Source organism: Providencia sp. NPDC089933 (genome assembly GCF_049545585.1).
GTDB classification, from domain to species: Bacteria; Pseudomonadota; Gammaproteobacteria; order Enterobacterales; family Enterobacteriaceae; genus Providencia; species Providencia huashanensis.
In genome coordinates this window covers 101,517-126,727 of record NZ_JBMWDT010000007.1, presented here as the reverse complement: position 1 = coordinate 126,727, position 25,211 = coordinate 101,517, and the positions used below count along the sequence as shown (strand labels likewise).

General features: G+C 42.5%; 21 protein-coding genes. 11 read left to right on the top strand and 10 right to left on the bottom strand.

What is annotated here, in order from left to right; genetic code table 11:
* Nucleotide 1 precedes the first annotated feature (1 nt).
* The 5 genes from ACPEH5_RS11735 to ACPEH5_RS11715 are packed head-to-tail and all read left to right on the top strand — an operon-like array spanning nt 2 to nt 5,916.
* Complete coding sequence (locus ACPEH5_RS11735; protein WP_210786967.1) at nt 2-1,519, top strand: sugar ABC transporter ATP-binding protein; 1,518 nt, start codon at nt 2-4, stop codon at nt 1,517-1,519.
* Nucleotides 1,512-2,501, top strand: a complete 990-nt coding sequence (locus tag ACPEH5_RS11730; protein ID WP_042845513.1) for an ABC transporter permease — start codon at nt 1,512-1,514, stop codon at nt 2,499-2,501. Before ACPEH5_RS11735 ends, ACPEH5_RS11730 begins: the two co-directional genes overlap by 8 nt.
* 13 nt (nt 2,502-2,514) lie before the next feature.
* Nucleotides 2,515-3,549 carry an ABC transporter permease gene (locus tag ACPEH5_RS11725; protein ID WP_042845514.1) on the top strand — a complete coding sequence of 345 codons (1,035 nt, stop codon included), beginning with the start codon at nt 2,515-2,517 and terminating at the stop codon, nt 3,547-3,549.
* Nucleotides 3,550-3,568: 19 nt separating this feature from the next.
* Complete coding sequence (locus ACPEH5_RS11720; protein ID WP_281110724.1) at nt 3,569-4,432, top strand: L-ribulose-5-phosphate 3-epimerase; 864 nt, start codon at nt 3,569-3,571, stop codon at nt 4,430-4,432.
* An 11-nt stretch (nt 4,433-4,443) separates the two neighbouring features.
* Nucleotides 4,444-5,916, top strand: coding sequence for an FGGY-family carbohydrate kinase (locus ACPEH5_RS11715; RefSeq protein ID WP_166686590.1), 1,473 nt, complete (start codon nt 4,444-4,446; stop codon nt 5,914-5,916).
* Nucleotides 5,917-6,060: 144 nt separating this feature from the next.
* Here the strand turns inward: ACPEH5_RS11715 and dsdC are convergent, their stop codons facing one another.
* Nucleotides 6,061-7,014, bottom strand: coding sequence for a DNA-binding transcriptional regulator DsdC (gene dsdC, locus ACPEH5_RS11710; RefSeq protein ID WP_129466481.1), 954 nt, complete (start codon nt 7,012-7,014; stop codon nt 6,061-6,063).
* A gap of 228 nt (nt 7,015-7,242) precedes the next feature.
* Here dsdC and dsdX point away from each other — a divergent pair, with 228 nt between their 5' ends.
* The gene (dsdX, locus tag ACPEH5_RS11705; RefSeq protein ID WP_042845526.1) at nt 7,243-8,580 is read left to right on the top strand and encodes a D-serine transporter DsdX; all 1,338 of its coding nucleotides are present in this window, start codon (nt 7,243-7,245) and stop codon (nt 8,578-8,580) included.
* 12 nt (nt 8,581-8,592) lie between these two features.
* Nucleotides 8,593-9,927: a D-serine ammonia-lyase gene (locus ACPEH5_RS11700; protein WP_272692500.1), complete on the top strand. Its 1,335-nt coding sequence runs from the start codon at nt 8,593-8,595 to the stop codon at nt 9,925-9,927.
* Between the two features lie 53 nt (nt 9,928-9,980).
* On the opposite strand, the gene ACPEH5_RS11695 is transcribed toward ACPEH5_RS11700, so the two are convergent.
* Genes ACPEH5_RS11695 through ACPEH5_RS11670 form a run of 6 tightly spaced genes read right to left on the bottom strand, consistent with a single transcriptional unit; the run spans nt 9,981 to nt 16,979 of the window.
* A complete protein-coding gene (locus tag ACPEH5_RS11695; RefSeq protein ID WP_048605980.1) occupies nt 9,981-11,030 on the bottom strand; it encodes an osmoprotectant NAGGN system M42 family peptidase in 1,050 nt (349 codons plus the stop codon).
* 4 nt (nt 11,031-11,034) lie between these two features.
* The gene (locus tag ACPEH5_RS11690) at nt 11,035-11,805 is read right to left on the bottom strand and encodes a FadR/GntR family transcriptional regulator (RefSeq protein WP_042845532.1); all 771 of its coding nucleotides are present in this window, start codon (nt 11,803-11,805) and stop codon (nt 11,035-11,037) included.
* Nucleotides 11,806-11,836: 31 nt separating this feature from the next.
* Complete coding sequence (locus tag ACPEH5_RS11685) at nt 11,837-12,634, bottom strand: ABC transporter ATP-binding protein (RefSeq protein WP_281110723.1); 798 nt, start codon at nt 12,632-12,634, stop codon at nt 11,837-11,839.
* Nucleotides 12,634-14,427: a dipeptide/oligopeptide/nickel ABC transporter permease/ATP-binding protein gene (locus ACPEH5_RS11680; RefSeq protein WP_042845535.1), complete on the bottom strand. Its 1,794-nt coding sequence runs from the start codon at nt 14,425-14,427 to the stop codon at nt 12,634-12,636. Before ACPEH5_RS11680 ends, ACPEH5_RS11685 begins: the two co-directional genes overlap by 1 nt.
* Nucleotides 14,424-15,371 carry an ABC transporter permease gene (locus ACPEH5_RS11675; RefSeq protein WP_042845538.1) on the bottom strand — a complete coding sequence of 316 codons (948 nt, stop codon included), beginning with the start codon at nt 15,369-15,371 and terminating at the stop codon, nt 14,424-14,426. The genes ACPEH5_RS11680 and ACPEH5_RS11675 overlap by 4 nt, the downstream gene beginning before the upstream one ends.
* A gap of 48 nt (nt 15,372-15,419) precedes the next feature.
* Complete coding sequence (locus ACPEH5_RS11670) at nt 15,420-16,979, bottom strand: ABC transporter substrate-binding protein (RefSeq protein WP_042845539.1); 1,560 nt, start codon at nt 16,977-16,979, stop codon at nt 15,420-15,422.
* 163 nt (nt 16,980-17,142) lie between these two features.
* Between ACPEH5_RS11670 and ACPEH5_RS11665 the strand changes: the two genes are divergently transcribed.
* The 4 genes from ACPEH5_RS11665 (at nt 17,143) to ACPEH5_RS11650 (ending at nt 22,398) form a co-directional block, all read left to right on the top strand.
* Nucleotides 17,143-17,805: a DUF1028 domain-containing protein gene (locus tag ACPEH5_RS11665; protein WP_042845541.1), complete on the top strand. Its 663-nt coding sequence runs from the start codon at nt 17,143-17,145 to the stop codon at nt 17,803-17,805.
* Between the two features lie 864 nt (nt 17,806-18,669).
* A complete protein-coding gene (locus tag ACPEH5_RS11660; RefSeq protein WP_042845542.1) occupies nt 18,670-20,088 on the top strand; it encodes an NAD(P)/FAD-dependent oxidoreductase in 1,419 nt (472 codons plus the stop codon).
* A gap of 121 nt (nt 20,089-20,209) precedes the next feature.
* Nucleotides 20,210-20,713, top strand: a complete 504-nt coding sequence (locus tag ACPEH5_RS11655; RefSeq protein WP_042845544.1) for a RidA family protein — start codon at nt 20,210-20,212, stop codon at nt 20,711-20,713.
* Between the two features lie 218 nt (nt 20,714-20,931).
* Nucleotides 20,932-22,398 carry a hypothetical protein gene (locus ACPEH5_RS11650; RefSeq protein ID WP_042845546.1) on the top strand — a complete coding sequence of 489 codons (1,467 nt, stop codon included), beginning with the start codon at nt 20,932-20,934 and terminating at the stop codon, nt 22,396-22,398.
* A gap of 117 nt (nt 22,399-22,515) precedes the next feature.
* Here ACPEH5_RS11650 and ACPEH5_RS11645 read toward each other — a convergent pair whose 3' ends face one another.
* From ACPEH5_RS11645 to ACPEH5_RS11635, 3 genes are read right to left on the bottom strand one after another with little or no spacing between them, the layout of a single operon-like run.
* Nucleotides 22,516-23,274, bottom strand: coding sequence for an ABC transporter ATP-binding protein (locus ACPEH5_RS11645; RefSeq protein ID WP_042845548.1), 759 nt, complete (start codon nt 23,272-23,274; stop codon nt 22,516-22,518).
* Nucleotide 23,275: 1 nt separating this feature from the next.
* Nucleotides 23,276-24,259, bottom strand: coding sequence for an iron chelate uptake ABC transporter family permease subunit (locus ACPEH5_RS11640; protein WP_042845549.1), 984 nt, complete (start codon nt 24,257-24,259; stop codon nt 23,276-23,278).
* A complete protein-coding gene (locus ACPEH5_RS11635; protein ID WP_042845551.1) occupies nt 24,246-25,208 on the bottom strand; it encodes an ABC transporter permease in 963 nt (320 codons plus the stop codon). Before ACPEH5_RS11635 ends, ACPEH5_RS11640 begins: the two co-directional genes overlap by 14 nt.
* Nucleotides 25,209-25,211 lie beyond the last annotated feature (3 nt).

Sequence of the window (25,211 nt, the reverse complement as noted above, 5' to 3'; positions counted from 1 at the left end):
TATGACAACCACCTCAAAAGCTGACAAATCCGACCCACTCATCACCTTACGAGACCTTTCCAAAAGCTTTGGGGGTCATCGTGCATTACGCAATATTGATTTGACGCTAAACAAAGGTGAGGTGCACTGTTTAGCAGGCACCAATGGGTGTGGAAAAAGTACCCTGATCAAAACTATCAGCGGTGTGTACGCTCCTGATAATGGCAGTAAAATCGAGATTGATGGCAAAAATTACCACCGGTTAACACCCGATAAAGCTCGTGAATTAGGCGTACAGGTTATCTATCAAGACTTATCGCTATTCCCTAACTTAACGGTGGCTGAAAATATCGCTTTTGAGCTGAACCTCAAAGGGTATTTTGGTTGGTTCCAAAAAAAGAAATTGCGCGAAAAAGCGTTAGAAATACTCAATGAACTCGCTTTTTCCATTAACCCAGATACGCCAGTTCAATTTTTACCCATTGCTCAGCGCCAACAAGTCGCTATCTGCCGTGCCTTAGTCGCGGATGCTCGCCTAGTAATTATGGATGAGCCAACGGCGTCCCTCACTCGAACCGAAGTAAATCAATTACTATCGACAGTGAACTACTTAAAAAACAAAGGGATCACCGTCGTTTTTGTCAGTCATCGACTTGAAGAAGTCAAGGAAATATCTGACCGCATTACGGTGATCCGTGATGGGCAAAAAATTGGCACATGGCCTGCTGAAGGCTTAACCACCCGCAAAATTACCGAACTCATGACCGGTTTAGACATCGTTCATGAACGCAAACCCCCAAACAATGCGGAAGATAGACGTACGGTTCTAGAAGTTAAAAACTTCAGCCGCTCAGGCCAATATCAAGATATTTCGTTGAGTTTAAAACGCGGTGAGGTATTAGGTTTATGTGGTTTGCTCGGTTCCGGCCGTACTGAGCTAGCGCTCTCTTTATTTGGTATTACTCACCCCGATAATGGTGAGTTACGTATTGAAGGTAAACCCGTTAAGCTGAAGAACAATACCGAAGCGATTAAACACGGTATTGGCTATGTATCCGAAGACCGCCTAACGTTAGGTGCGATATTACAGCAATCTATCGCCGATAATATGGTCATTTCCATTCTTGACCGTTTAAAAACCCCATTGCATTTGATTGATGAAAAACAATGTCAAGACATTGTCCAAGAGTGGATTGCTGACTTAGATATTAAAGTAACTGACCCCAATAACCCCCTTTCCACGCTATCTGGCGGTAACCAACAAAAAGTGGTTCTTGCTAAATGGATTTTAACTCGCCCAAAAGTATTGATTTTAGACTCCCCAACTGTGGGTGTCGATATTGGTGCAAAAGACAGTATTTATAAATTAATTCACCGTTTATCTGGTGTGGGGATTTCAATTCTTCTAATTACCGATGAAGCCTCCGAAGCTTATTATAACTGCGACAGAATTTTACATATGAAACAAGGAACTATCGTCAAAGAAATCATGACAGATTCCATCAATGAGCAACAGTTGGAGGAAATCATCAATGGCTAATTGGCAAAAACTTCGACCACAATCAGTTGAAGGTTGGTTAATTTGGGTCATTATCATTATGGTGGTTTTCTTTACTGCTATGAGCCCACAATTTCTGACTATTCAAAACTTACTCGACCTAAGTGAAAGCTATGCAGTCACAGGTGTCTTTGCTTTAGGGTTATTTGTCGTCTTAGTCACTGGTGGGATAGATATTTCTTTTGCGGCCGTAGCTTCCGTCGTTCAATACGTCATAGCAACATGGTTATTACAAGGAATTATTGCTAGCCCAGCCCTGAGTATCACATTGGCAATAATCATTGGTATCGCTTTTGGTTTAATCAATGCAATATTAATTTACTCCCTCAATGTGGTTTCCATCATTATCACCATCAGTATGCAATCATTGTTATTTGGCATGCTGATGTGGTTAACAAATGGTCATAGTATTTATGATTTACCCGATTGGTGGGTAGACCCTGTGACTATCTTGCCGTTCGAAGTCGATGGGGAATACTACCAAGTTGGCCTGCCTCTTTTAGTGATGCTTGGTATTGCCTTCCTGACTTGGATTTTAATGAATAAAACCCATATTGGCCGCCAGTTATATGCGGTTGGGGGCAGCCAAGAGTCTGCGACTCGTATTGGTATTCGAGTTTCCGTCATTTATTTGTTCGCTTATGGCTATCTAGGTGCTATGGCAGCCATTGGTGGCATGTTGCAAACTTACCGAATGAGTGAAGTGGTACCCAGTGCCCTCGTAGGAGGAGAACTCGATGTACTTGCTGCGGCGGTGTTAGGAGGGGCAAGTTTGTCGGGGGGACGCGGTACGGTGATCGGTACGCTCATGGGGGTTTTCCTGATCGGTATCTTAAAGAATGGCCTCAACTTAATTGGCGTCTCTAACTATTTCGTCAATATCGTCATCGGCATGGTTATCCTCATTGCGATTTGTATTACTCACTACAAAAAACGCAAAGAGACGGACGTAGGTTTTGTTTAACAGGAATATCACCATGAAAAAACACGCTTTTTTTAAAATTGATGGCTCTGTTATCGGACTGCTTTCAATCTTCTTATTGGCGATAGCTGCATTCAGCATCGCTATGCCGGGGCATTTTTTTACGCAAAATACTTTTTTAAGTATTACCTTCCAATTACCTGAGCTAGGTTTACTCACTTTTGCCATGTTTGTCCCGATGTTAAGCGGTGGTTTAAACCTTGCGATTATCAGCACCGCTAACTTAACGGGCTTATTTATGGCGTGGGTCTTTATTAATTACCTACCCGTGGAGGCAGGAACTGGTACGCAATTAATGTGGTTATTATTGGCATTAGTCGGTGCAACGGTCATCGCGGTAATTATTGGCACACTGACAGGGCTAATGATTTCCCATATCGGTGCCCACCCAATTCTAGTCACACTTGGTACGATGACCATTATCAGTGGTATTGGGGTTTACCTTACTAAAGGTGCCGCACTCAGCGGTATGCCACCGATTGTACGTGCTATTGGTGCTGACACTGTATTTGGTGTCCCTATTGCTATGATTATCTTTATTGTCACCGCTATCTTGTTAGCCCTATTTTTAGGTTGTACACGCTTAGGGAAAAACATTTACATGAGTGGCAGTAATATCAATGCCACATGGTTCAGCGGTATTCGTACAGACCGCGTAATGATCGCCATCTATACCATTTCTAGCCTTCTGTGCGTACTTGCAGGCCTCATTATGATGGCACGCTTTAACTCTGCACGTATGGGCTATGGTGACTCTTATTTATTACTCACCATCCTTGCCATTGTATTAGGTGGGACTAACCCATTTGGCGGAGTTGGGAAAGTTAGCCGTGTATTCTGCGCTTTATTAGTTTTACAAGTCATCGCAACGGGTTTAAGCCTACTGGGAGTCAGCCTGCACTTTAACCTTGCGGTTTGGGGGATCACCCTAATTTTGGCACTGGCGTTCAAATTCTTCAAAGAAAGATGGAGTGCTAAACGAGCCATGACCCGCAACCAGCGCCTTAATAAAACATCACCACAAAGTTAAATTTTTCAGGGAGAACACCATGCGCAAGCATCCAATTGGAATTTATGAAAAAGCATTACCTAAAGATAGCAGTTGGTTAGAGAAGTTAGCGTTAGCTAAAGCCGCTGGATTTGATTTTGTTGAAATGTCAGTGGATGAAACCGACGAACGCCTTGCACGCTTGGACTGGAACCAAGCTGAGCGCCTAGACATTGTCAAAGCCATCCAGCAAACTGGCGTGCGTATTCCAACAATGTGTTTATCTGGTCACCGCCGTTTCCCTTTCGGTAGCCACGATGAAGCAACTCGCATGATGGCTTATTCCTTGATGGAAAAAGCCATCAAATTAGCGCAAGACCTTGGGATCCGGACTATCCAACTTGCAGGTTACGATGTCTATTATGAAGAGCAAGATGCACAGACCATTGCCCATTTTGAAAAAGGGATGCAATGGGTCAGTGAAGTTGCCGCAGCGGCTCAGGTAATGTGTGCCGTAGAGATCATGGATACGCCATTTATGAATTCCATCACTAAGTGGCAAGCCCTATCTGACAAAATTCGCTCTCCATGGTTTTCTGTTTACCCTGACGTGGGTAACTTGACCGCATGGGGGAATAATGTCGAACAGGAATTCACACAAGGTATTGAGCACGTCACGGCTATTCACTTAAAAGATACCTACGCGGTAACAGAAACCTGCCAAGGCCAATTCCGTGATGTCCCTTTTGGGGAAGGCTGTGTCGATTTTGTGAATTTATTCAAACTATTAAAGCGTTTAAATTATCGCGGTACCTTTTTGATTGAAATGTGGACAGAAAAAGCAGAAGAACCATTGATTGAAATCATTAAGGCTCGCCATTGGATAAAAGATAAAATGCAACAAGCTGGTTGGTACAACGCTTAAAGGAGCCCACAATGAATGCATTTTTTATGGGTGTCGACCTTGGTGGTACTGTTATTAAAGCGGGAGTCTACACACCTGAAGGCCAAGAAATTGTTGTTGCAGAGCACCCTTTCCCCACTGAGAGCCCTGAAGCAGGGTTTAGTGAACGAAATATGGATGTGCTATGGGAAGCAGCCTGTAGCGTGATCCGCGAAGCGATTAAAAATAGCCGCTTGAATGCTTCACAAATTTCGGGCGTTAGCTTTTCTTCGCACGGTAAGGGCCTCTATTTACTCGATAAACACGGCAAACCCGTTAGAAATGGGATTGTATCTTCGGATTCCCGCGCTCAGGCCATTGTTGATGAATGGCATAAAAATGGCACGGCAGACAAAGCCTATCCGCTGAGTTTACAGCAGCTCTGGGCTTCTCACCCCGTCGCATTACTACGCTGGTTAAAAGAAAACGAACCCGATAACTACCGGAGTACAGGTCATGTTTTAATGGTACATGACTATATTCGCTATCGCCTTACTGACCAAATTGCCTGTGAAGAAACTAATATTTCAGGTAGCCAATTATTTAACCAAACTAAATCAAGTTACGACCCTAGCTTATGCAAACTATTTGGTATTGACGAGGTCAATGACAAATTAGCACCAGTGATCAATTCAGCCCAACTTGCGGGGACTGTAACGCATAAAGCAGCAGCAGAATGTGGCCTGACAGAAGGGACGCCTGTCTTTGGTGGTTTCTTCGATGTTGTCGGTGCAGCCTTGGCTTCGGGCGTCAATCAAAAAGATAAACTGAGTGCAGTTGCTGGGACATGGACAATCTCCACCCGTGTTTTTGATGAAATTATCCCATCAGATTACCCGTATGTTTGGAGCAAATACTGTATTCCAGGTACTTATTTTGTCCATGAAGGAAGCCCAACGTCAGCCAGTAACCTCGCGTGGTTTACGCGCCATTTCTTCAATCAACGCTTACAGGACTATGAGGTACTTAACCATTGCGTAGCCGAAGGGGCAACAAGGCAAAATGATATCCTATTTTTCCCTTGGCTATATGGCTCTAATTACCATAGTAACCTGCATGGCGGCCTATTAGGTTTAAGTTCTCACCATACAGATGCAGATATTGTTTACGCGATTTACCAAGGTATTGTGTTCTCTCACTTGCTGCATCAAGACCGCATTGTTGGGCTCGATAATACCACTGAGTCCATTCGCTTTACGGGTGGCCCAACCCACTCCCCATTGTGGATGCAAATGTTCTGTGATGCGAGTAATTTACCGTTAGATGTCGTCAACATACAACAGTCTGGCTGCCAAGCGGCGGCGCTGTGTGCTGCCGTTGGAACAAGTTATTATTCCGGCTTCGATGTCGCCATTTCAGCCAGTACAGCGAAAATGACAACTTACCAACCCAATGCCGTTGGGCATCAGCAATTACGCGATAAATTTGCTCGTTTTAAATCCGTGGCGGATGCACTGAGCCGCTAATTAAGGTTTTATATCGATAAAAAGGCAGTGCTGACATTAGGCCCTGCCTTTTTTGTTTAGTTAATCCGCAATAATTTTTGTATTAACGGTTACAGGGGAAAGTACTGTGCCCTGCGGTAAGCTATTGTATTTTACTTGCGATATTCAGCTAACCTGCTGTTTTAACCACTGAATAAAAATATCCGCTTTTGGGTGCCGCTTATCATTAAGCATCGCAAAGTAATACCGCTGTTGGCAGGTTAATGGCGTATCGCCAAAAGGCATCACGAGCTCACGGCTTTTAATCCGCTTTTCCACCAACTGCTTGCGCCCCATTGCTACACCTGCGTGGTTCATTGCGGCTACAATAGCTAAGTCTGAACGGTCAAAACACAGGTTTCGGCGGTGGGGAAACAAGGGTAGCTGATAGTATTCGCTCCATGCTTTCCACTCATCATAGTCGGAATTGCTGCTCCATGCTTGCCGGTCATGCAGTAACGTACAGTTTTTTAGTTGATGAATATTATTCAGCAAATCATATTGCTGGGCATATTTCGGACTACACACTGGAACCATCGACTCTGACATCAGGTCTTCACAATAGAGATTAGACCTTGTCATATCATCATAATAAATTGCCACATCAATACCATAGCCGCGAAAATTAACATCATCGTTCCCTGTTAATAAATTTAATTGAATCGATGGGTATTGATTAGCAAAATCTGCAATTTTCGGGATCAACCAGCACTGGGCAATCGATGGGCGTGAGTAAACTGTTAATTCCCCAGAAATTTCTTGGTTTTTGATATCAATAATTTCTTGGTTAATATCATCCAGATTTTTACGTAACGCCCAATAAATACGCTCACCATCGGAAGTTAACTCAATACGCCGATGAAAACGCTCAAATAATTTAAAACCCAGTTCTCCCTCTAAGGTATTAATACGATGACTTACCGCACTGGGTGTGAGGGCAAGCTCCTGCGCCGCTAGGGCAAAAGAGCTATGTCGCGCCGCAGCTTCAAAGGTATGTAGGCGGGATAATTGATAGCTCGATAACCGCTTATTCCATTGAATAAAACCGGATTGTTCAAATTGATTCAAATTCGATGACACCAACCTCTTCCCCCCTTATTTGAGAAATGACCCAGCTCGTCGCTATCAACAATATAGCGCCTTTAAGGTGAATTTATATGATGCAAATCCTAATATTGGTATTTTATATGACCCATATCACGCACTTGAGTTAATTGAATTCATCTAAAGCTTAGGTTTCATCGTTTGTCACCCTTGCATATTTATTATCCAATAGAAGTACAACAACAAAATGATTAGGGGTAGGATATGGACTCTACAATGTGGATGCTCGGTACTCTGGTTATTAGTATCTTGCTGATCATAGTCTCAATTATTAAATTTAAGTTTCACCCTTTTTTAGCCCTGTTACTCGCCAGCTTTTTTGTCGGTATTGCAATGAAAATGAACCCGTTAGAGATGGTGAATGCTATCGAAAATGGGATTGGCGGTACACTCGGTTTTTTAGCCGCTATTATTGGACTAGGCACCATACTAGGGAAAATGATGGAGATTTCAGGTGCAGCAGAGCGCATCGGGATCACCCTACAGAAAAGCCGTTGGTTAACTCCAGACGTCACCATGGTACTAATTGGTTTAATCTGTGGTATCACTCTATTTGTTGAGGTGGGGGTTGTTTTGTTGATCCCACTGGCATTTTCCATCGCCAAAAAAACCAATACCTCTTTATTAAAACTGGCTATCCCGCTATGTACTGCGCTGATGGCCGTACACTGTATCGTTCCGCCACACCCTGCTGCACTATTTGTCACTAATGAACTTGGGGCAGATATTGGCACTGTGATTGTTGCGGGCTTAGCCGTTGGTTTAGTCGCCTCACTGGTCGGCGGGCCATTATTCCTAAAGTTCTTAGGTGAGCGCTTACCTTTTAAAACGGTACCAGAAGCCTTTTCTGACTTAGAAGTCCGTGAAGAAAAAGATTTACCCTCGCTAGGTGCCACTTTATTTACCGTTTTACTGCCAATTATTCTCATGTTGATCAAAACCGCAGCAGATTTGAACATGAGCAAAGACAATCAATTATTTACCCTTTTACAGTTTATTGGTAACCCAATCACTGCCATGTTTATTGCCGCATTTGTCGCTTATTACGTACTGGGCATTCGCCGTAATATGGGCATGAGCGTGCTACTCAGTAAAACGGAAGAAAGCTTTAGTTCCATCGCCAATATTTTATTAATCATTGGTGCGGGAGGGGCGTTTAATGGCATCTTAAAAGGAAGTGGGTTAAGCGATTCCCTTGCGCTGGTTCTTTCAGGCATTGATATGCACCCAATCCTATTGGCTTGGTTAGTAGCTATCATTCTACATGCTGCGGTAGGCTCTGCGACCGTTGCCATGATGGGCGCCACTGCAATTGTTGCCCCATTAATGCCAATGTACCCGCATATCAGCCCTGAGATCATGACATTAGCCATCGGCTCAGGCGCAATTGGCTGTACCATCGTGACGGACTCCTTGTTCTGGCTGGTCAAACAATATTGTAATGCCACCTTAGCTGAAACATTTCGTTTTTACAGTGTCGCCACACTTATCGCATCCCTCGTTGCGCTGGCAGGCACCTTTGCACTTTCATTTGTGATTTAAAAGAGAGTAATTATGACTCAGATAAATATTGATAAGTTAATTGCTGACACCCCTTTAGTTCAGGACTTAATCGATTTAAAGCAAGTTACTTGGTTTAACCCAAACTCAACCACCACACAAGCGGGTTTACCCTATGTGGGGTTGACCCTCGAGGATGTGCAAGACGCCGAGGCACGTTTAACACGTTTCGCCCCATATTTAATGAAAGCGTTTCCTGAAACGCAAACCACACAAGGGATCATAGAATCCGACGTGGTTGCTATTCCCAATATGCAAAGTGCTCTTGAAACACGTTATGAAACGCCAATTACTGGGGAAATGTTACTTAAAAAAGATAGCCACCTACCTATTTCGGGCTCAATAAAAGCGCGAGGCGGTATCTATGAAGTTTTGACCCATGCGGAAAAGCTCGCTTTAGAAGCCGGTTTATTATCAATTGATGATAATTATGAAATTCTATCCTCAGATAAGTTTCGACAATTCTTTAGCCAATATAGTATCGCCGTTGGCTCAACCGGCAATTTAGGCATGTCTATTGGCATTATGAGTGCAAAATTAGGCTTTAGTGTCAGTGTACATATGTCGGCGGATGCACGTCAGTGGAAAAAAGATAAGTTACGTTCTCACGGCGTAAATGTTGTTGAATATCAACAGGATTATAGCATTGCGGTCGAACAAGGCCGCAAAGAAGCTGAAAAAGACCCGCGCTGCTTCTTTATTGATGACGAAAACTCAACCACACTATTTTTAGGCTATGCGGTTGCAGGTTTACGTTTGAAAAAACAATTTGTAGAGCAAGGCATTATTGTTGATAACCAACACCCGCTGTTTGTTTATCTGCCTTGTGGTGTCGGCGGAGGCCCGGGTGGCGTTGCCTTTGGCTTGAAGTTAGCCTTTGGTGATGCGGTACATTGCTTATTTGCCGAACCCACACATTCACCTTGCATGTTGCTTGGCGTGCATACAGGGCTCCATGATGCCATTTCAGTACAAGAAATCGGCATTGATAACATCACGGCTGCTGATGGCCTTGCAGTGGGCCGCGCGTCAGGGTTTGTGGGGCGTGCAATGGAACGTTTAATTGATGGTTATTACACGATTGATGATACCGAGATGTACAACCTATTAAGCTTACTTAATCAAACGGAGTCGATTAAGCTCGAGCCTTCCGCACTAGCAGGTATGACCGGCAGTGTTCATGTCACCCAAAACACAGACTATTTACAGTCTAAGTCACTGACACCAGAAGTCATGGCCAATACCACCCACCTTGTCTGGGCGACCGGTGGCGGTATGGTACCGCAAGATGAGATGGATAAATATTTATCGCAAGCCAAACTAAGCTAGTGATACATAGGATTAAAGCCATCTTCTTTTTTTATCAGAAGATGGCTTTAAAATTACTGCCCCGGTAATGGCACTAAATCACTTTCAATATAACGTCGTACCAATGTTGCTAACGCAACCAGTGAATCAATATGCGTTCTTTCCCAACCATGGGAGCTATCTAAGGCAAAACATGCTAATGCAGCCCGAATATCCCACCCAGCATCAATAGCTGCCGCACTATCAGAACGGTAATGTTTAAATGTATCGCGCACATGAGGGATGTTATATTGCTGGCATAATTGCAGTAAGTGGCGCGTAATCGCTAAATCAAATGGCCCCGTTCTATCACGAAATGCCAATGTTAATGCGTCATCACGTGTTGTTTGATCAGGCGCTGAAACAGAATTATCAATCGCTAATAATTCCTGAACTTGCTCACCAAAGCCATGAGTCCCTCCAATCCCGACCTCTTCAGAAATCGTGAACATCAATTGGCAAGAAACAGCCGGTAGCACACCATCGTCCACTAGCGATTTTAATGCCGCTAACATCACCGCACAGCCTGCTTTGTCATCTAAATGACGAGAAACAATAAACCCATTGTCAATAAATTCAGGTTGGGCATCAACTGCCACCATATCCCCCACATTCAGACCATGAGATTGTAGATCTTCCGCACTATAACATGGGGCATCAAGGCGAATTTCTAAGTTATCCCAATCAGCCACTTGAGTATCCACTTCGGTATTAAAGCGGTGACCTGATGCTTTTAACGGTAGAATGGTGCCGCGATACTGGTGATTATCACCATACACGGTGACTCGAGCGCCTTCAGCAAAGCGCGCAGCCCAAGTGCCCGTATTACGTAACGCTAACCGCCCGTTAGGTTTGAGCTGAGTAACCATTGCCCCTAAGGTATCCAAATGGGCTGCAAGTGCCCGTTTGGGTTCATCATTACCGAATGTAATATATAACACTCCACGGCGCGTATACTGCGGTGTAAAACCCAACTCAGTCAACCATTGGTGCGTTTGTGCGACCGCTTTCTCAGTCATACCCACCGGGCTAGGTGTACATAAAAGTGTCTTTAATACTGAGGTTAGATATGCTTTATCTATCATTATGTTACCTATCTTCACTTAAAAAACGTTCTTGCAGTGTGGCTTGTAGAGCCAACATTGCCTGCTCGGCATAATTCATGTGCTCTTCCATCACCGCCTGTACCTTAGCGGCATCTTTACGGCGTAATGCCTCTATTAATTGATACTGATATTCAATGCCTTGGCATCTATCTACTGGTTCGGGTTTCAGGTAAATGTCTTTACAAACCGCTAAATCTTTAAGTAAACGCTGTAAAAAATGGCAGATAAACACTAAGAGAACATTATCTGAGTAACTGGCAACGACGGCATGGAAATCCAACTCTGCCATTCGCTGTTGCCAGCGTTCCTCCTCATTAGCAGGCTCATGGTCGTAAATCGCAATGGTGTCATACAGTTTTTGAATTCCCGCATTATCGATATTATCAATGGCACTCACTGCAACAACTGGCTCTAATAATTTACGCAATGTATAGATATCTTTAATGGAAATATCTCGCGTGAATAAATAGTTTGATAACAAGCTCATCGCACGGGATTCGGTCATTGAATCAATAAACGCCCCCCCGCCTGGGCCCGTTTTGGTTTTAATTAACCCCTGCACTTCCAATGATTTTAAGGCTTCTCTTACCGTGCTTTTACTCGCGCTATAACGCTCAATTAGCTCTTTTTCTTGGGGTAAGCGGTCACCCGGTATCAGGTTATCCGCCATAATCGTTTCTTTTATCGCATTAACAATTTCATCAGTACGTTTAATGCGAACTGGCTCGATAGCCGCTGTCTTATCCGTGCTCATATTAGGACCCCAACTGATTTTAAATATATTTCTAAGCTTCAACGCGAATACGCGGCGCACTCGCCAGTAAGTTACGAGTGTAGTCGTGTTCTGGTGCCGCAAATAAGTCACAAGTATCACGACATTCTAGCAAATCCCCTAAATAGAGTACGGCCACCCTATCTGCTATAGACTCTACCACCGCCAGATCATGACTAATAAATAAGTAAGACAGTGAAAACTGTTGCTTTAGTTCTTCGAGTAACAACAAAACTTGGGCTTGTACTGACACATCCAATGCGCTCACAGGCTCATCAAGAACTAAGATTCGCGCATCTGCGGCAAGCGCTCGCGCAATCGCTAAGCGCTGAGCTTGCCCCCCTGAAAACTCGTGAGGGTAACAGGCTAATGCATCCATTGGCATATGGACAGCCTCAAGCAATTCAGCCAACCGCCCCTGTCTTTGTGTTTGATTCATATGCTTTAAATATTTTAAAGGCACCGACAATGTTTCACCGATGGTTTTGCGTGGATTTAAAGAAGCAACAGGGTCTTGGAATACATATTGAATAGCTTGACCGAAAGTACGAGCCCCCTGTTTTTGCCACTGAGCACGAGTTTGCCCGAGTACCGTAATGTCGCCTGAGGTTTCTTTCTCTAACCCAACTAGAATACGGGCTAAAGTGCTTTTCCCTGAGCCGCTTTCCCCTACGACGGCTAACGTTTCCCCTTCGTACAATGACAATGAAATATTTTTCAGCGCCTGAACTTCTCTCCCTCGGGGATGAAATAAGCTGCGAGGGTGACCAAAGGTTTTCACCAGTTGATTAACGTCAATAACCTTGTTCATTAGGCCTCCTGTGCGGAATTATTTCCATAAAGCTGCTCAACCTGAGTCAAAAACGCTCTGCCCTCTCCCAATTTTGGAACACTGGCTATCAGCCGCTGTGTATAAGGGTGCTGAGGTTGCTGTAACACGTCTTGTGTATTACCGGTTTCTACGATAACGCCCTGCTGCATAACGGCCACTCGGTCACAAATTTGGTTAATCACCGCAAAATCATGAGTAATAAATAACAATGCTACCCCTCGTTCACGACGTAGTTGATCGAGCAATTCTAAAATTCGCGCTTGTACGGTGACATCTAGTGCGGTTGTCGGTTCATCGGCAATAATCAAAACAGGGTCATTCGCTAATGCCATCGCAATACCAACTCGTTGGCGTTGCCCACCGGATAACTCATGAGGATAAGCATCAAAACGCTCCGCTGCATCCGGTATACCGACGCTATCAAGTAGTTCAATCGCTTTCATTTTGGCATCATAACTCGATAACGCTTGGTGAGCCGTGATCGCTTCACGAAGCTGTACACCCACGGTAAATTGGGGGTGTAACGTAGTCAGAGGATCTTGGAAAATATATGACACCTTAGCACCACGGCGTCTTTGCATAACGGATAAAGGTAAAGACAACATTTCTTCATGCTCAACATAGATGCCACCTGCGGTGATCACCGCGGGCGGCGAAGCCAAAAGCCCCATAACAGATAATGCAGTTACACTTTTCCCTGAACCACTTTCACCAATTAACCCCAAACATTCCCCCGCACCAACATTAAAGCTAATACCTTTAACGGTAGGCCGTAATTGCCCCCCCTGACGAAAGGCGACAGAAAGGTCTTTAACTTCCAATATCGCCTGTTTTCCCTCGGTTTTGGCAGGAATATTTATACGGTCTGTTTGTGTCATCGGTTGTGAACGATGTAAGGCACCTGATTTTAGGCGAGGGTCAAGGATGTCACGTACCCCATCCCCCAGTAAGTTAAAGCTAATCACAATCAGGAAAATCATAATTCCAGGAACCAGAGCAACATGTGGTGCAACAAACATCTGAGCACGCCCTTGACCTAGCATCGACCCTAAATCGGCATTCGGCGGCTGGGTTCCTAATCCTAAAAATGACAAGCCAGCGGTTTCTAAAATCATCCACCCGATGGTCGTCGACATTGTGACAACAATGATTGGCAATACATTCGGTAAAACCTCGGTCAGTAAGACCTGTAAATGGTTTTTACCTGACAACCTTGCGGCCTGAATAAAGTCTCTATCTCGCAGCCCAACCGTTAACCCACGGATATTTCTCGCAAAAAAAGGAATATTCACTAATGCGATAGCATATAGCGCATTTAATAAACCGGGGCCAAGTACAGCTACAATCGCTAACGCTAATAGGATATATGGAAATGCCATCAACATATCAATACAGCGCATCAATAAGGTATCAGTTCGGTGGCCCACATAGCCGGCGATTAAACCAATTAGGGTTCCAAGTATTGCAGCGATTAATGTCGCTGAAATACCCACCATCAGCGAAACACGAGTTCCCCACAATAATCGAGACAAGATATCCCGCCCTAAATGGTCAGTGCCTAATATATGCCCCGGTGAAAAAGCTGGGAGCAAGCGGTTCACTAAGTCCGTTTCATCTGGATTAGCCAAAGGCAACCAAGGCGCAAGCAAGGCAAGTAGCATAATAACGGTTAAAATAAACAGCCCTAGTGTCGCAAGGCGATTAGCGAGCAATAAAGAACCTATTGATTGACGATGACGATGTTGAATAACTGGGGCGGTATTATGACTCATGATTTCAACCTCGGATCTAACATTGCTTGCACCACATCAGCCAGCAAATTGATAAACACATAGGACGCAGCAGCAATTAACACGCCCCCTTGCACTAAAAATAAATCACGGGTAGCTACCGCTTTGACCAACATTGCCCCTAAGCCCGGCCATTGAAAAACCGTTTCAATATAAACCGCACCACCAAACACAAACCCTGCCTGAATACCAATAACAGGGATCACCGATACCAATGCCATACGAAATGCATGGCGGAAAATGACTTTGCGTTCACTCAACCCTTTTGCGCGTGCAGTACGAATAAAATCAAGGCGTAGAACCTCTAACATTGCTGTTCGCGTCAAACGCGCTATCACGCCTGTCGCAACTAGCGAAAGGGTTATTGCGGGTAAAACAAGGTGATGCAATAAGTCGCGAAAGCCGCCCCCCTGCCAAATATCATACATTCCTGATGCGGGGAACCATTGTAGCTGTACCGAAAAAAGCATGATCATCAACAACCCAATCCAAAAGGATGGCATTGAAATACCAAGTAAAACTGCCAATGTGATCGTCCTATCACTCCAACTAAATTGACGGATCGCAGAAATAATCCCAGCTAATAGCCCCAGCACTGAGCTGAGCAATAACGCACTTCCCCCCAAAATTAAGGTGGCAGAAAAACGCTCAAGGACCTCATCAACCACAGGACGATTCAGCACAAAAGAACGCCCTAAGTCCCCTGAAATCAAATTATTCATCCAAATAAAATACTGCTGATATAACGGTTTATCTAAACCAAGCTCAGTTTTCACTCGAGCCACGTTCTCTGGTGTTGCCCAAGGCCCAAGCAATGCTTGAGCTGGCTCCCCAGGGATCATTGCCATGATAAAAAAGACAATTAATGTTAGACCAATCAGTATGGGTATCGTCGCTAACAGGCGTTTAAAGCAGTATAACCACATAGTTTTTCCCCATAAAATCTATTAACCAACTGAAAATATTCACGTTAATTAATCTTTGCGAACATCTTTAAGTAATAAATTAAAATTCGGCTGCAATTTAAAATGTTTAACATGCTCATTCGCGACTGCATTTTGCTTCCAATTAGCAACAAACAGCCAAGGCGCATCTCGGTGAACAATTTTTTGTACTTGTTTATACAGTTGAGCGCGTTCTTCAAGGTCATTCGTGACTCTCGCTTTATCTAACAACCTATCGAGTTGTTGATTACTGTAATAACCGGAATTAAAGCCGCCTTTATCGGGCCAAGATGCAGAATGTAAGGTTAGGAACGGCAAGGTATCAGGGTCATTCGTCATCCATGCCATTTCAGCCATGTGGGCTTGCTGTAAGCCTGAATTAACTTTAGATAAATAGGTATTCCACTCAAAGGTTTGAATTTCAACAGATAACCCAACAGCTTTGAGGTCTGCTTGGATTGCGGTTGCCATCGGGATAGGGTCTAACATACCTGAGCCCCCTTCCGTAACATAAAAAACAATTTTTTGCCCTTGTGCTCCCGCTTCTGCAATTAATTGCCGCGCTTTTTCAGGGTCATAAGGGTAAGCCTCTGTTTCTTGGTCAAACGCCCAGTCAAAAGCAGATGGAATAGGCCCTTCAGCCACACCAGCTGAGTCTTGGAGAATATACTTAACGATATTTTGCTTATTAACCGCATAATTTACCGCTTGCCTTACACGCACATCATCAAAAGGAGGTTGTGATGCATTTAGCATCACGTACCACACATGTGGCCCTACGGCTTCATAAACCTTAAAACGCTCATCCTTGATAAATAAAGGGACGTTATCCGCAGGCACTTCAACCATCGCGTCAATCCCACCTGATAGCATTTCTGCTACCCGTGTATTGGCGTCAGTTATTGGTCGGAAAACCACATTTTTTAAGTGTGGTTTTCCATCCCAATACTGCTCATTTGCCGAGACCACAACGCGCTGGTTTGCCGTCCATTCGTCAAATTTAAACGGCCCTGTCCCGCTTGGATGACGACTAAAGTCCTTGTCATATTGCTTGACGGCTGCCGGTGACACAATCAGCCCTGCGGGGGTAGCTAAATTTGATAAGAACGGTGCAAATGGCTCTTTTAAGGTAAATACCACCGTTAAATTATCTGGGGTGGTAATTTTATCTATCGCAGAGAAAAAAAATGATAAAGGAAATGGACCAGTATGATAGTAAGGATGTTGGCTATCTAGCATGCGGTCAAACGTAAATTTAACTGCCTGCGCATCAAACGCACTACCATCATGGAACTTGATGTTTTCACGTAAATGAAATGTGTAAGTCAAACCGTCATCGCTGACTGACCATGACTTTGCCAATGCAGGTTCAAGTGTCAATGTACCATCGGCATTGCGAACTAACCCTTCGTATATATTCACGAGTATCCGAGAATCATTGGCCGCAGTCGCCACTTGCGGGTCGAGTGATTGCGGCTCCGCAACCTGCCCAAGCAATAGTACATCACTATGGTTTGCCGCCAATGTCGGTGTAGAAATAAAGCAGAAAAACCAAAAACTGGCTATCCACCTGCATAAACGCATCCTCATACGGCCCTCCCCGAGCGTTGACATTGCTATGTGATTTTTAAATGTGATTTGTGTCAATTTTGTTAATTATTTTATCTTTTATCCTATTTATGATGATAAATTATGTTTCACGCAACAATTTATAATGATAAATTTGATCGATGTCTAATTTATGAGGTGTGAAATGACATTTTCAATTGTGGCTCACTGTCCGCAAACAGGGAAAATTGGCGCAGCAACAGCAACAGGCGGGCCCGCTGTCGGTGCCCTTGTTTTGCATGGTGCAAGCCAAGTGGGAGCTATCGCAACCCAAGCCATGACCAACCCGATAGCAGGTTTAAAAGGTATTGAACATTTACGGCTTAGTGACCACGCCAAACAGAGCTTAGATTTCCTTCTGATGGAAGATACCAACAGTGAATTACGGCAACTGATCATTATTGATAAATATGGGGAAAGTGCAGACTGGACAGGAAGTAAATGCTTACCTTGGTGTGGTAGTTTGTCTGAAAAAAACTTCGCTACAGCAGGGAATATGCTAACCGGTGAGCAGGTTCTTCAAGCAATACACCAAAGTTATCAGCAAAACTCACATCTTGAGCTTGCAGACAGGCTATTACTCGCCATGCAAGCAGGGGCAAATGAAGGTGGTGATTACCGTGGGATACGCTCTGCTGCATTAAAAATATGGAATAACCGGCAATATGCAGATATTGATATTCGCTGTGACTGGTCAGAAACCCCGTTAACTGAGCTTTATTTGGTCCTTCAACAGGTTCGTTCCGAGGATTATGCTAATTTCTTTGCTCAAATCCCAACTGGGAATGAATATAAAACTGAAAATTAACATCACGATGGTGTATATTAACTAATAATGTAAATATTCTTAATAATATACACCCAGTAATTAAATGTATATTTAATATTCTAATTACATCTGCATCGTAATATAAATCCCCCAACGACATCAAAATTATCGCCAATTATTATTTAGTACAATTATATGTTTATTTTTATCAACCAGTTAAAATAAATTATTGTCTACATTTAGAATTATATTTTATTAACTAGCCTATCTGACTTATACGACAAGGTAATGTCTAATCTATAAAATAATTTTATCTTATTAAAATGAAATATTATTCTCCATTTAGAAAAACCAACAATAAATTAAATTAGACTCACCACGGCCATCATAAAATAAAATCATAAATATCAATTAATTAACTAAAACTTAAAAACAAAACAGTCCCACAAAGCTATATATTGATTGAAAGGTAACCATAAAGACTAATTAATAATCAACTGAACAAAAAATAGCTCATTCTTTTTAACTAAAGCTTTTTTTACATCATATCTGATTATTAGGACTTAAATGATATTTAGCATTTTCATCTACGATTAATAATTAACCTCTCGCTGATAATTAATTACTAATTATTCAACTTAAGCAAAATACCAATATTTACACCTGTACACTTTTAATGACATTTACATTTTTAAAATAAGAATTGATGTATAGATAAAATAGAGCTACTCGCGACAAACCCTTTACAGCACTGACTATATCAATTTACTTCACTTTTCATTTAATCGACAGTTATTAACAAATGCTAACCCTACTTAACAATTTCAAAATATATGATAAGATCATTATCTCAATTTGAAATTATTTACTATATAAAAAACAAGATTGTTATTGAGGTTATAGATGAAAATCTCGAGAAGAAAGCTATTATTAGGGGTTGGTGCTGCTGGGGTTCTAGCAGGGGGTGCTGCGGTTGTTCCTATGATCAATCGTGAAGGTCGTTTCGAATCGACTAAATCACGAGTACCTGCGGTTGCAGGTACCGAAGGCAAACTACCGGAATCTGCTGATGCAGTTATTATCGGTGCTGGTCTTCAAGGGATCATGACGGCAATAAACCTTGCGGAAAAAGGTCTTAATGTTGTTATCTGTGAAAAAGGTGTTGTCGGTGGTGAGCAATCAGGCCGCGCATACAGCCAAATTATCAGTTACAAAACCTCTCCAGCAATTTTCCCTTTACACCACTATGGGAAAATTCAATGGCTCGGTATGAACGAAAAAATTGGTGCTGATACCAGCTACCGTGTTCAAGGCCGTGTTGAAGTTCCTTCAAGCGAAGAAGATTTAGAAATTTCAAGAGCATGGATTAAATCTGCTTCTGAAAACCCAGGTTTTGATACGCCATTACGTACCCGAATGATCGAAGGTACTGAGTTAGCTAATCGTCTAGTCGACGCTCAAACACCATGGAAAATTGGTGGGTTTGAAGAAGACTCAGGTAGTCTAGACCCTGAGGTTGTCACCCCAACCATGGCTAACTACGCTAAATCAATTGGTATTCGCATCTATACCAACTGCGCAGTACGCGGTATTGAAACCGCAGGCGGCAAAATTTCTGATGTTGTCACTGAAAAAGGCGCAATCAAAACCTCTCGTGTAGTTCTAACTGGTGGTATTTGGTCTCGTCTATTTATGGGCAACTTAGGTATCGACGTTCCAACGCTGAACGTTTACCTGTCACAACAACGCATTACCGGCGTTCCGGGCGCACCGAAAGGCAACGTCCACTTACCTAATGGTATTCACTTCCGTGAACAAGCTGATGGCACCTATGCCGTTGCACCACGTATCTTTACCAGCTCTATCGTTAAAGACAGCTTCCTGTTAGGTCCTAAATTTATGCACCTGTTGCAAGGTGGTGAATTACCATTAGAATTCTCTATCGGTAAAGACTTATTTAACTCGTTCATGATGGCAACGTCTTGGAATTTAGATGAGAAAACACCATTTGAAGAATTCCGTACCGCGACCAATACACCAAACAATGATCACTTAGATGGCGTCCTAGAAAGACTGAGAAAAGAATTCCCAGTATTTAAAGAATCTAAAGTGGTTGAACGTTGGGGTGGTACGGTGGCACCAACGGATGATGAAATTCCAATTATTTCAACAATCGAACAGTACCCAGGTCTGGTCATCAACACCGCAACAGGTTGGGGTATGACTGAAAGCCCAGCATCTGGTCGATTAACGGCAGAACTATTAATGGGCGAAACACCATTTATCGACCCAACGCCGTATAAACTTTCTCGTTTTAATTAATAACCGAGAATACGCTTTTTTTTACTGGGATCTGCGAGTCAATGGAATTAAGCTAAACTTAAATTTAGTTTTAAATAACACTAACAGATCCTTTTTACTTTGATAATGTTAAGGAGTTTACATGCGCTATAAAACTTTATTGCTTTCTCTACCGTTAATTTTAGGTGTAGCGAGTGCAAATGCAGCTGAAGATGTTAAACGCGTTCCAGTGAAAGGATTTCCTATCTCTGAATCAGTAGAAATCAGCGCGGGCAATAGCCTTATTTTCCTAAGCGGAAAAGTCCCTTCAAAAATCTCTGCAGATGCTAAAGAAGGCGTTTTAGAGTCTTATGGTAATACCGAAGCACAGACAATCAACGTGCTAAAACAAATTCAAGCAAACCTAGCTGACATGGGTTTGACAATGAATGATGTTGTTAAAATGCAAGTATTCTTAGTTGGTGGTGAAGAAACTCAAGGCACTATGGACTTCGCTGGTTTCATGGCGGGTTATAACAAGTTCTATGAGTCTGAGAAAATTACTAATCTGCCAGCTCGTTCTACTTTCCAAGTCGCTAAGCTAGCAAACCCAGCTTGGAGAGTTGAAATTGAAGTTACCGCAGTTCGTCCAGCTGCAAAAAAATAAGTTATTCTAACGAGTAACAACACGATAATGGGGCATAACTTATTTATGCCTCGTTATATTTTCTTGTTCCTTCCCCTTTCCTTTCATCATACTTTTTCACTATCTTTCACAGATTGTCATCGTAATTTCCGCTATTTTAGGGTTTTGACAAACCATGTTATGCTTCACTGATTGATAGAAAAATAAAAAATATAAAAAGTTACTTATAAAGGCGCAATATGATCAGAGAGTCTCTTAAGATCCACGGGAAAAAGCAATTTGAAATAAAACAAAAAGTTTTATTTCCACGCAAATCTAAAGAGATCCGCTACCAAGTTGAAACATTTTTCTTTCTGCCTTCTTCATTGCAAGTTAACCCTGACTTATACACACCGTCAAACCTTCAACGTAGCCTCAAAAATTATATTCGCCTCAGCCCTCCTGCGATTAAACTGTCTGCCTCACCAGATGAAAACGGGGAGCTAAACGATTTAAAGCGCTGGTTAGAACAATGTGACCCGCTGAATCCCCCATCGCTAGATGAGTATGAAAATAAACTAAAACGCTATGCGCTCACCATCAAGAAAACCGTGCGTCTCAATATCAAAATGGTCAGCAAAAACCCGCAGCGACAAACTCCCGAATATCTAACCGAGCTAGTTGCTGATATTGGGAAATGCCTAAACGCTTACCGTGCCTTGTTACCGCTTGCAGCTCATATAGAAGAAGCCATTCACTCCAATGCATTTTCCTATTGCGATGAGTTTATGACTTATTACACCATCAATTACTTACGTGGTTTATTGGCTGATAAACAAATACCGATACGTGAAGAAATACACCATTTTTGGTATCAAGAAATGCGTTACTTGAAGAAGCACTACCCTGATTGCTTTCCCAGTGACGAAACAGATGCTGAATTGGTTACCTACCGACGCAACCTATTAAAAAAATATATTAATCGCTATCTCTACTTAGAAATCCGCCATAAGCGCGGTTTACCGCTACTGTTGCATTCTATTTATGGTATTGCTGCGGCTATTTCGATGATTTTTGCCACGCTAATTGCCTTTCTTTGGCAGGGCAAATACGGTGCATTAAGTGCAAACTTATTTTTGGCTATGGTCATCGGTTATATTTTTAAAGATAGGCTAAAAGAAATCGGTAGGGAGCAATTGTACCGGCTCTTCCAAAAATGGATACCTGACAGGCAATTACGTATTTATCGCGAAGGCGTTAAAGCCCCTGTTGGGGTATGTAAGGAATCCTTTCGGTTTATCAGCGAAAACATGCTATCGCCAGATATTCGTGAAATGCGCCAGCAATCTCACTGGGTGAATTTGGTCAATGTACAGCGTATGGAAGATATTCTATATTATCGAAAGGACGTATTACTCCATAACCGCCATTCTGTTTTTGAGAAAAACCAGTCTTCTATTGCTGATATCACCCGCTTTAATATTTCTGACTTTTTGAAATACATTGATATTAGCTATGAAGAATTAACCGTTAATGAAGATGAACCCGCTATTATTGGTGAAAAGGTTTACCATATTTATCTCTGCCGCCGCGTCACCATTAACAAGAAAACTTACAATGAGCTGGCGCGTTTGGTAGTAAATGCTGATGGGATTAAACGCTTGGAAGTATTACAGTCTTTGGATTTATTAGCGACTGATGAAGATATTGAAATCACACCACAGTAATTTTCACTGCGAATATTGTAACCAATTGAGCTTGTAGCAAGGCGGATAGCGACGATATCTCGGGTCAGTATGTGACCCGAGTAGCTAAACCACTACCGCCTAAATGAGGACGAATATTTAGTAGTACAGCGCAATGAACTGATCATCAACTCGCTTTATATCCACTGGGGTATCAAAAATATCCTCAATAATATCTGATTTCATAATATCCTCAGGTTTACCATGATAAGACAGTTTTCCGTCTCTTAAGGCAACAATATAGTCAGAATATACCGAAGCGAAGTTAATATCGTGGATAACTAAAATAATAGTTTTCCCCAGCTCATCAGCCGCTTTGCGCAGCAACTTCATCATAATTACCGCATGTTTCATATCGAGGTTATTTAAAGGCTCATCAAGTAAAACATATTCAGTATCCTGACATAAAACCATTGCCACATAAGCCCGTTGGCGCTGGCCCCCCGATAACTCATCTAAATAACGATGGCGTAAATTCGATAAATTAAGAAAAGAGAGTGACTCATCAATTTTCTTTTTATCCTCAATATTTAAACGACCTTTAGTGTAAGGATAGCGCCCAAAGCCAACTAACTCTTCAACAGTTAACCGACTGGCAAATTGATTTTCTTGGCGCAGTACTGACAAACATTTAGCTAGCTGATCACTTGGCGTTGTCGATACGTCTAACTCATTGACTTTGACATAGCCACCATCGTCTGGCACCAATAAGCGCCCAATAATCGATAATAGTGTTGATTTACCCGCGCCATTAGGGCCGATAATTGAGGTAATGCCGCTATTTTTAATTGATGTTGTCACGTCATCTAAGACTTTAGTACCCTGATAACTTTTCGATATCTGACTAATTTCAATCATACTAAAACCTTCTTAACACCATATAAATAAAGAATATCCCACCGACAAACTCGATAACAACCGATAATGTCCCTGCCATATTAAGGCCATACTCTAGGATTAATTGCCCACCAATCAGCGCTATTACCCCAAGTAAAAACGAAACAGGAAGTAAATAACGATGTTGGCTGCTACCACTCACCAAGTAAGCTAAGTTTGCTACCATTAACCCTAAAAAGGTCAGGGGCCCAACCAGTGCGGTCGAAACTGCAACTAATATTGAGATTAGCAATAAAATAACCGTTACTTGCTGACGATAATTAATACCAAGGTTCACCGCATTAGCTTGCCCTAATGCAATAACATCAAAACAATAGCGCATCCGCCATAGTAAGATACCCACCACGACTGTAATCAGTAATGTGAATAAAATCAGCTCCGGCGTCCCTTTAGTAAAGGTTGCAAACATACGGCTCTGTAAAATAGAGAATTCATTAGGGTCCATCAAACGTTGTAGCAAGGTAGCCACGCTACGAAATAAAGTCCCTAAGATAATACCCACCATTAAAACTAGGTTGATATTCATTTTAACAGACACGAATAACCAGCGATAAAGCAGGACGGAGAACAACACTAATAATGTTGACTCTAATAAAAACTTACCGATATTCAGTAGCCAAGAGGCAGGAAAGCTATCTGTATAAAAGATAAAAATGGTTTGTAATAAAACAAATAAGGCCTCTAACCCCATGATAGAGGGCGTAAGTATCTTATTGTTTGCAACGGTTTGGAACAGAACCGTCGAAACCCCTGCGGCAAAAGCAACCACAACCATGGTTAGAACAATATACCCGCGGTGCGGTAAAATATAAGCAAGATTACTGCCGAGATTTACCGTCATATAAAGAATGATAGATAACAGCGACAATGCCAGTAATATCCATATTCTTTGCAATGGTGTTACCCCTTTTTTGGGTAATGCCATTGATGAGTTAACTTTTTGCATAACGTTGCTGCTTCAACAATAAATATAAGAAAATCACCGCACCCACAACACCTAAAATCACACTCGCGGGGATTTCAAATGGGTAGCGAATTAAGCGCCCAATAATGTCGCACAGTAGCACTAAGCCCCCACCCGCAATACAGATCCACGGGATAGTTTTGCGAATGTTATCCCCCATCACTAAGCTGACAAGATTTGGAATAATTAAGCCAAGGAAAGGTAAAGCCCCAACGACGACGACAACCACACCACTAATTAATGCGATGATGGATAAGCCAATTGTCATTACTTTGCGATAATTTAACCCAACGTTAATCGAAAACTCACGCCCCATACCTGCAACGGTAAAACTATCGGCAATCCAGCAAGCAATTAGCGTAAGAATTCCTACTAGCCACAGCAATTCATAACGACCTTGGATAATGCTAGAGAAGTCCCCGCTCATCCATGCGCCTAGTGATTGCAACAAATCAAAGTAATAAGCCGTAAAAATAGTTAATGCACTAATGACTGCACCAAGCATAATCCCGACAAGCGGCACAATTAATGCAGATTTTAAAATAATTCTGCGTAGAAGTACCATAAACAGCATCGTCCCCATCAACGCAAACCCACTAGCAACCACCATTTTGGTCATAATACTTGCAGCAGGAAATAACACCATCACGACCAACAGACCTAAGCTCGCTGACTGTGTTGTTCCGGCTAAAGAAGGCTCGACAAAACGGTTTTGTGTGAGTAACTGCATGATGAGGCCTGCAACACTCATTGCACTGCCCGCTAAAATTAAAGAGAGAGTTCGAGGAATTCGGCTAATAAAAAAGATGTCTTGCATCTCTGGGTCGGTGAAAAGCGAAACGGGTGACACGTCACCCGCTCCAATAAACAAGCTTAATACCGCTAAAACCAATAACGCGATAATTCCACAAAAAAGATAAAGCGTTTTCATGGG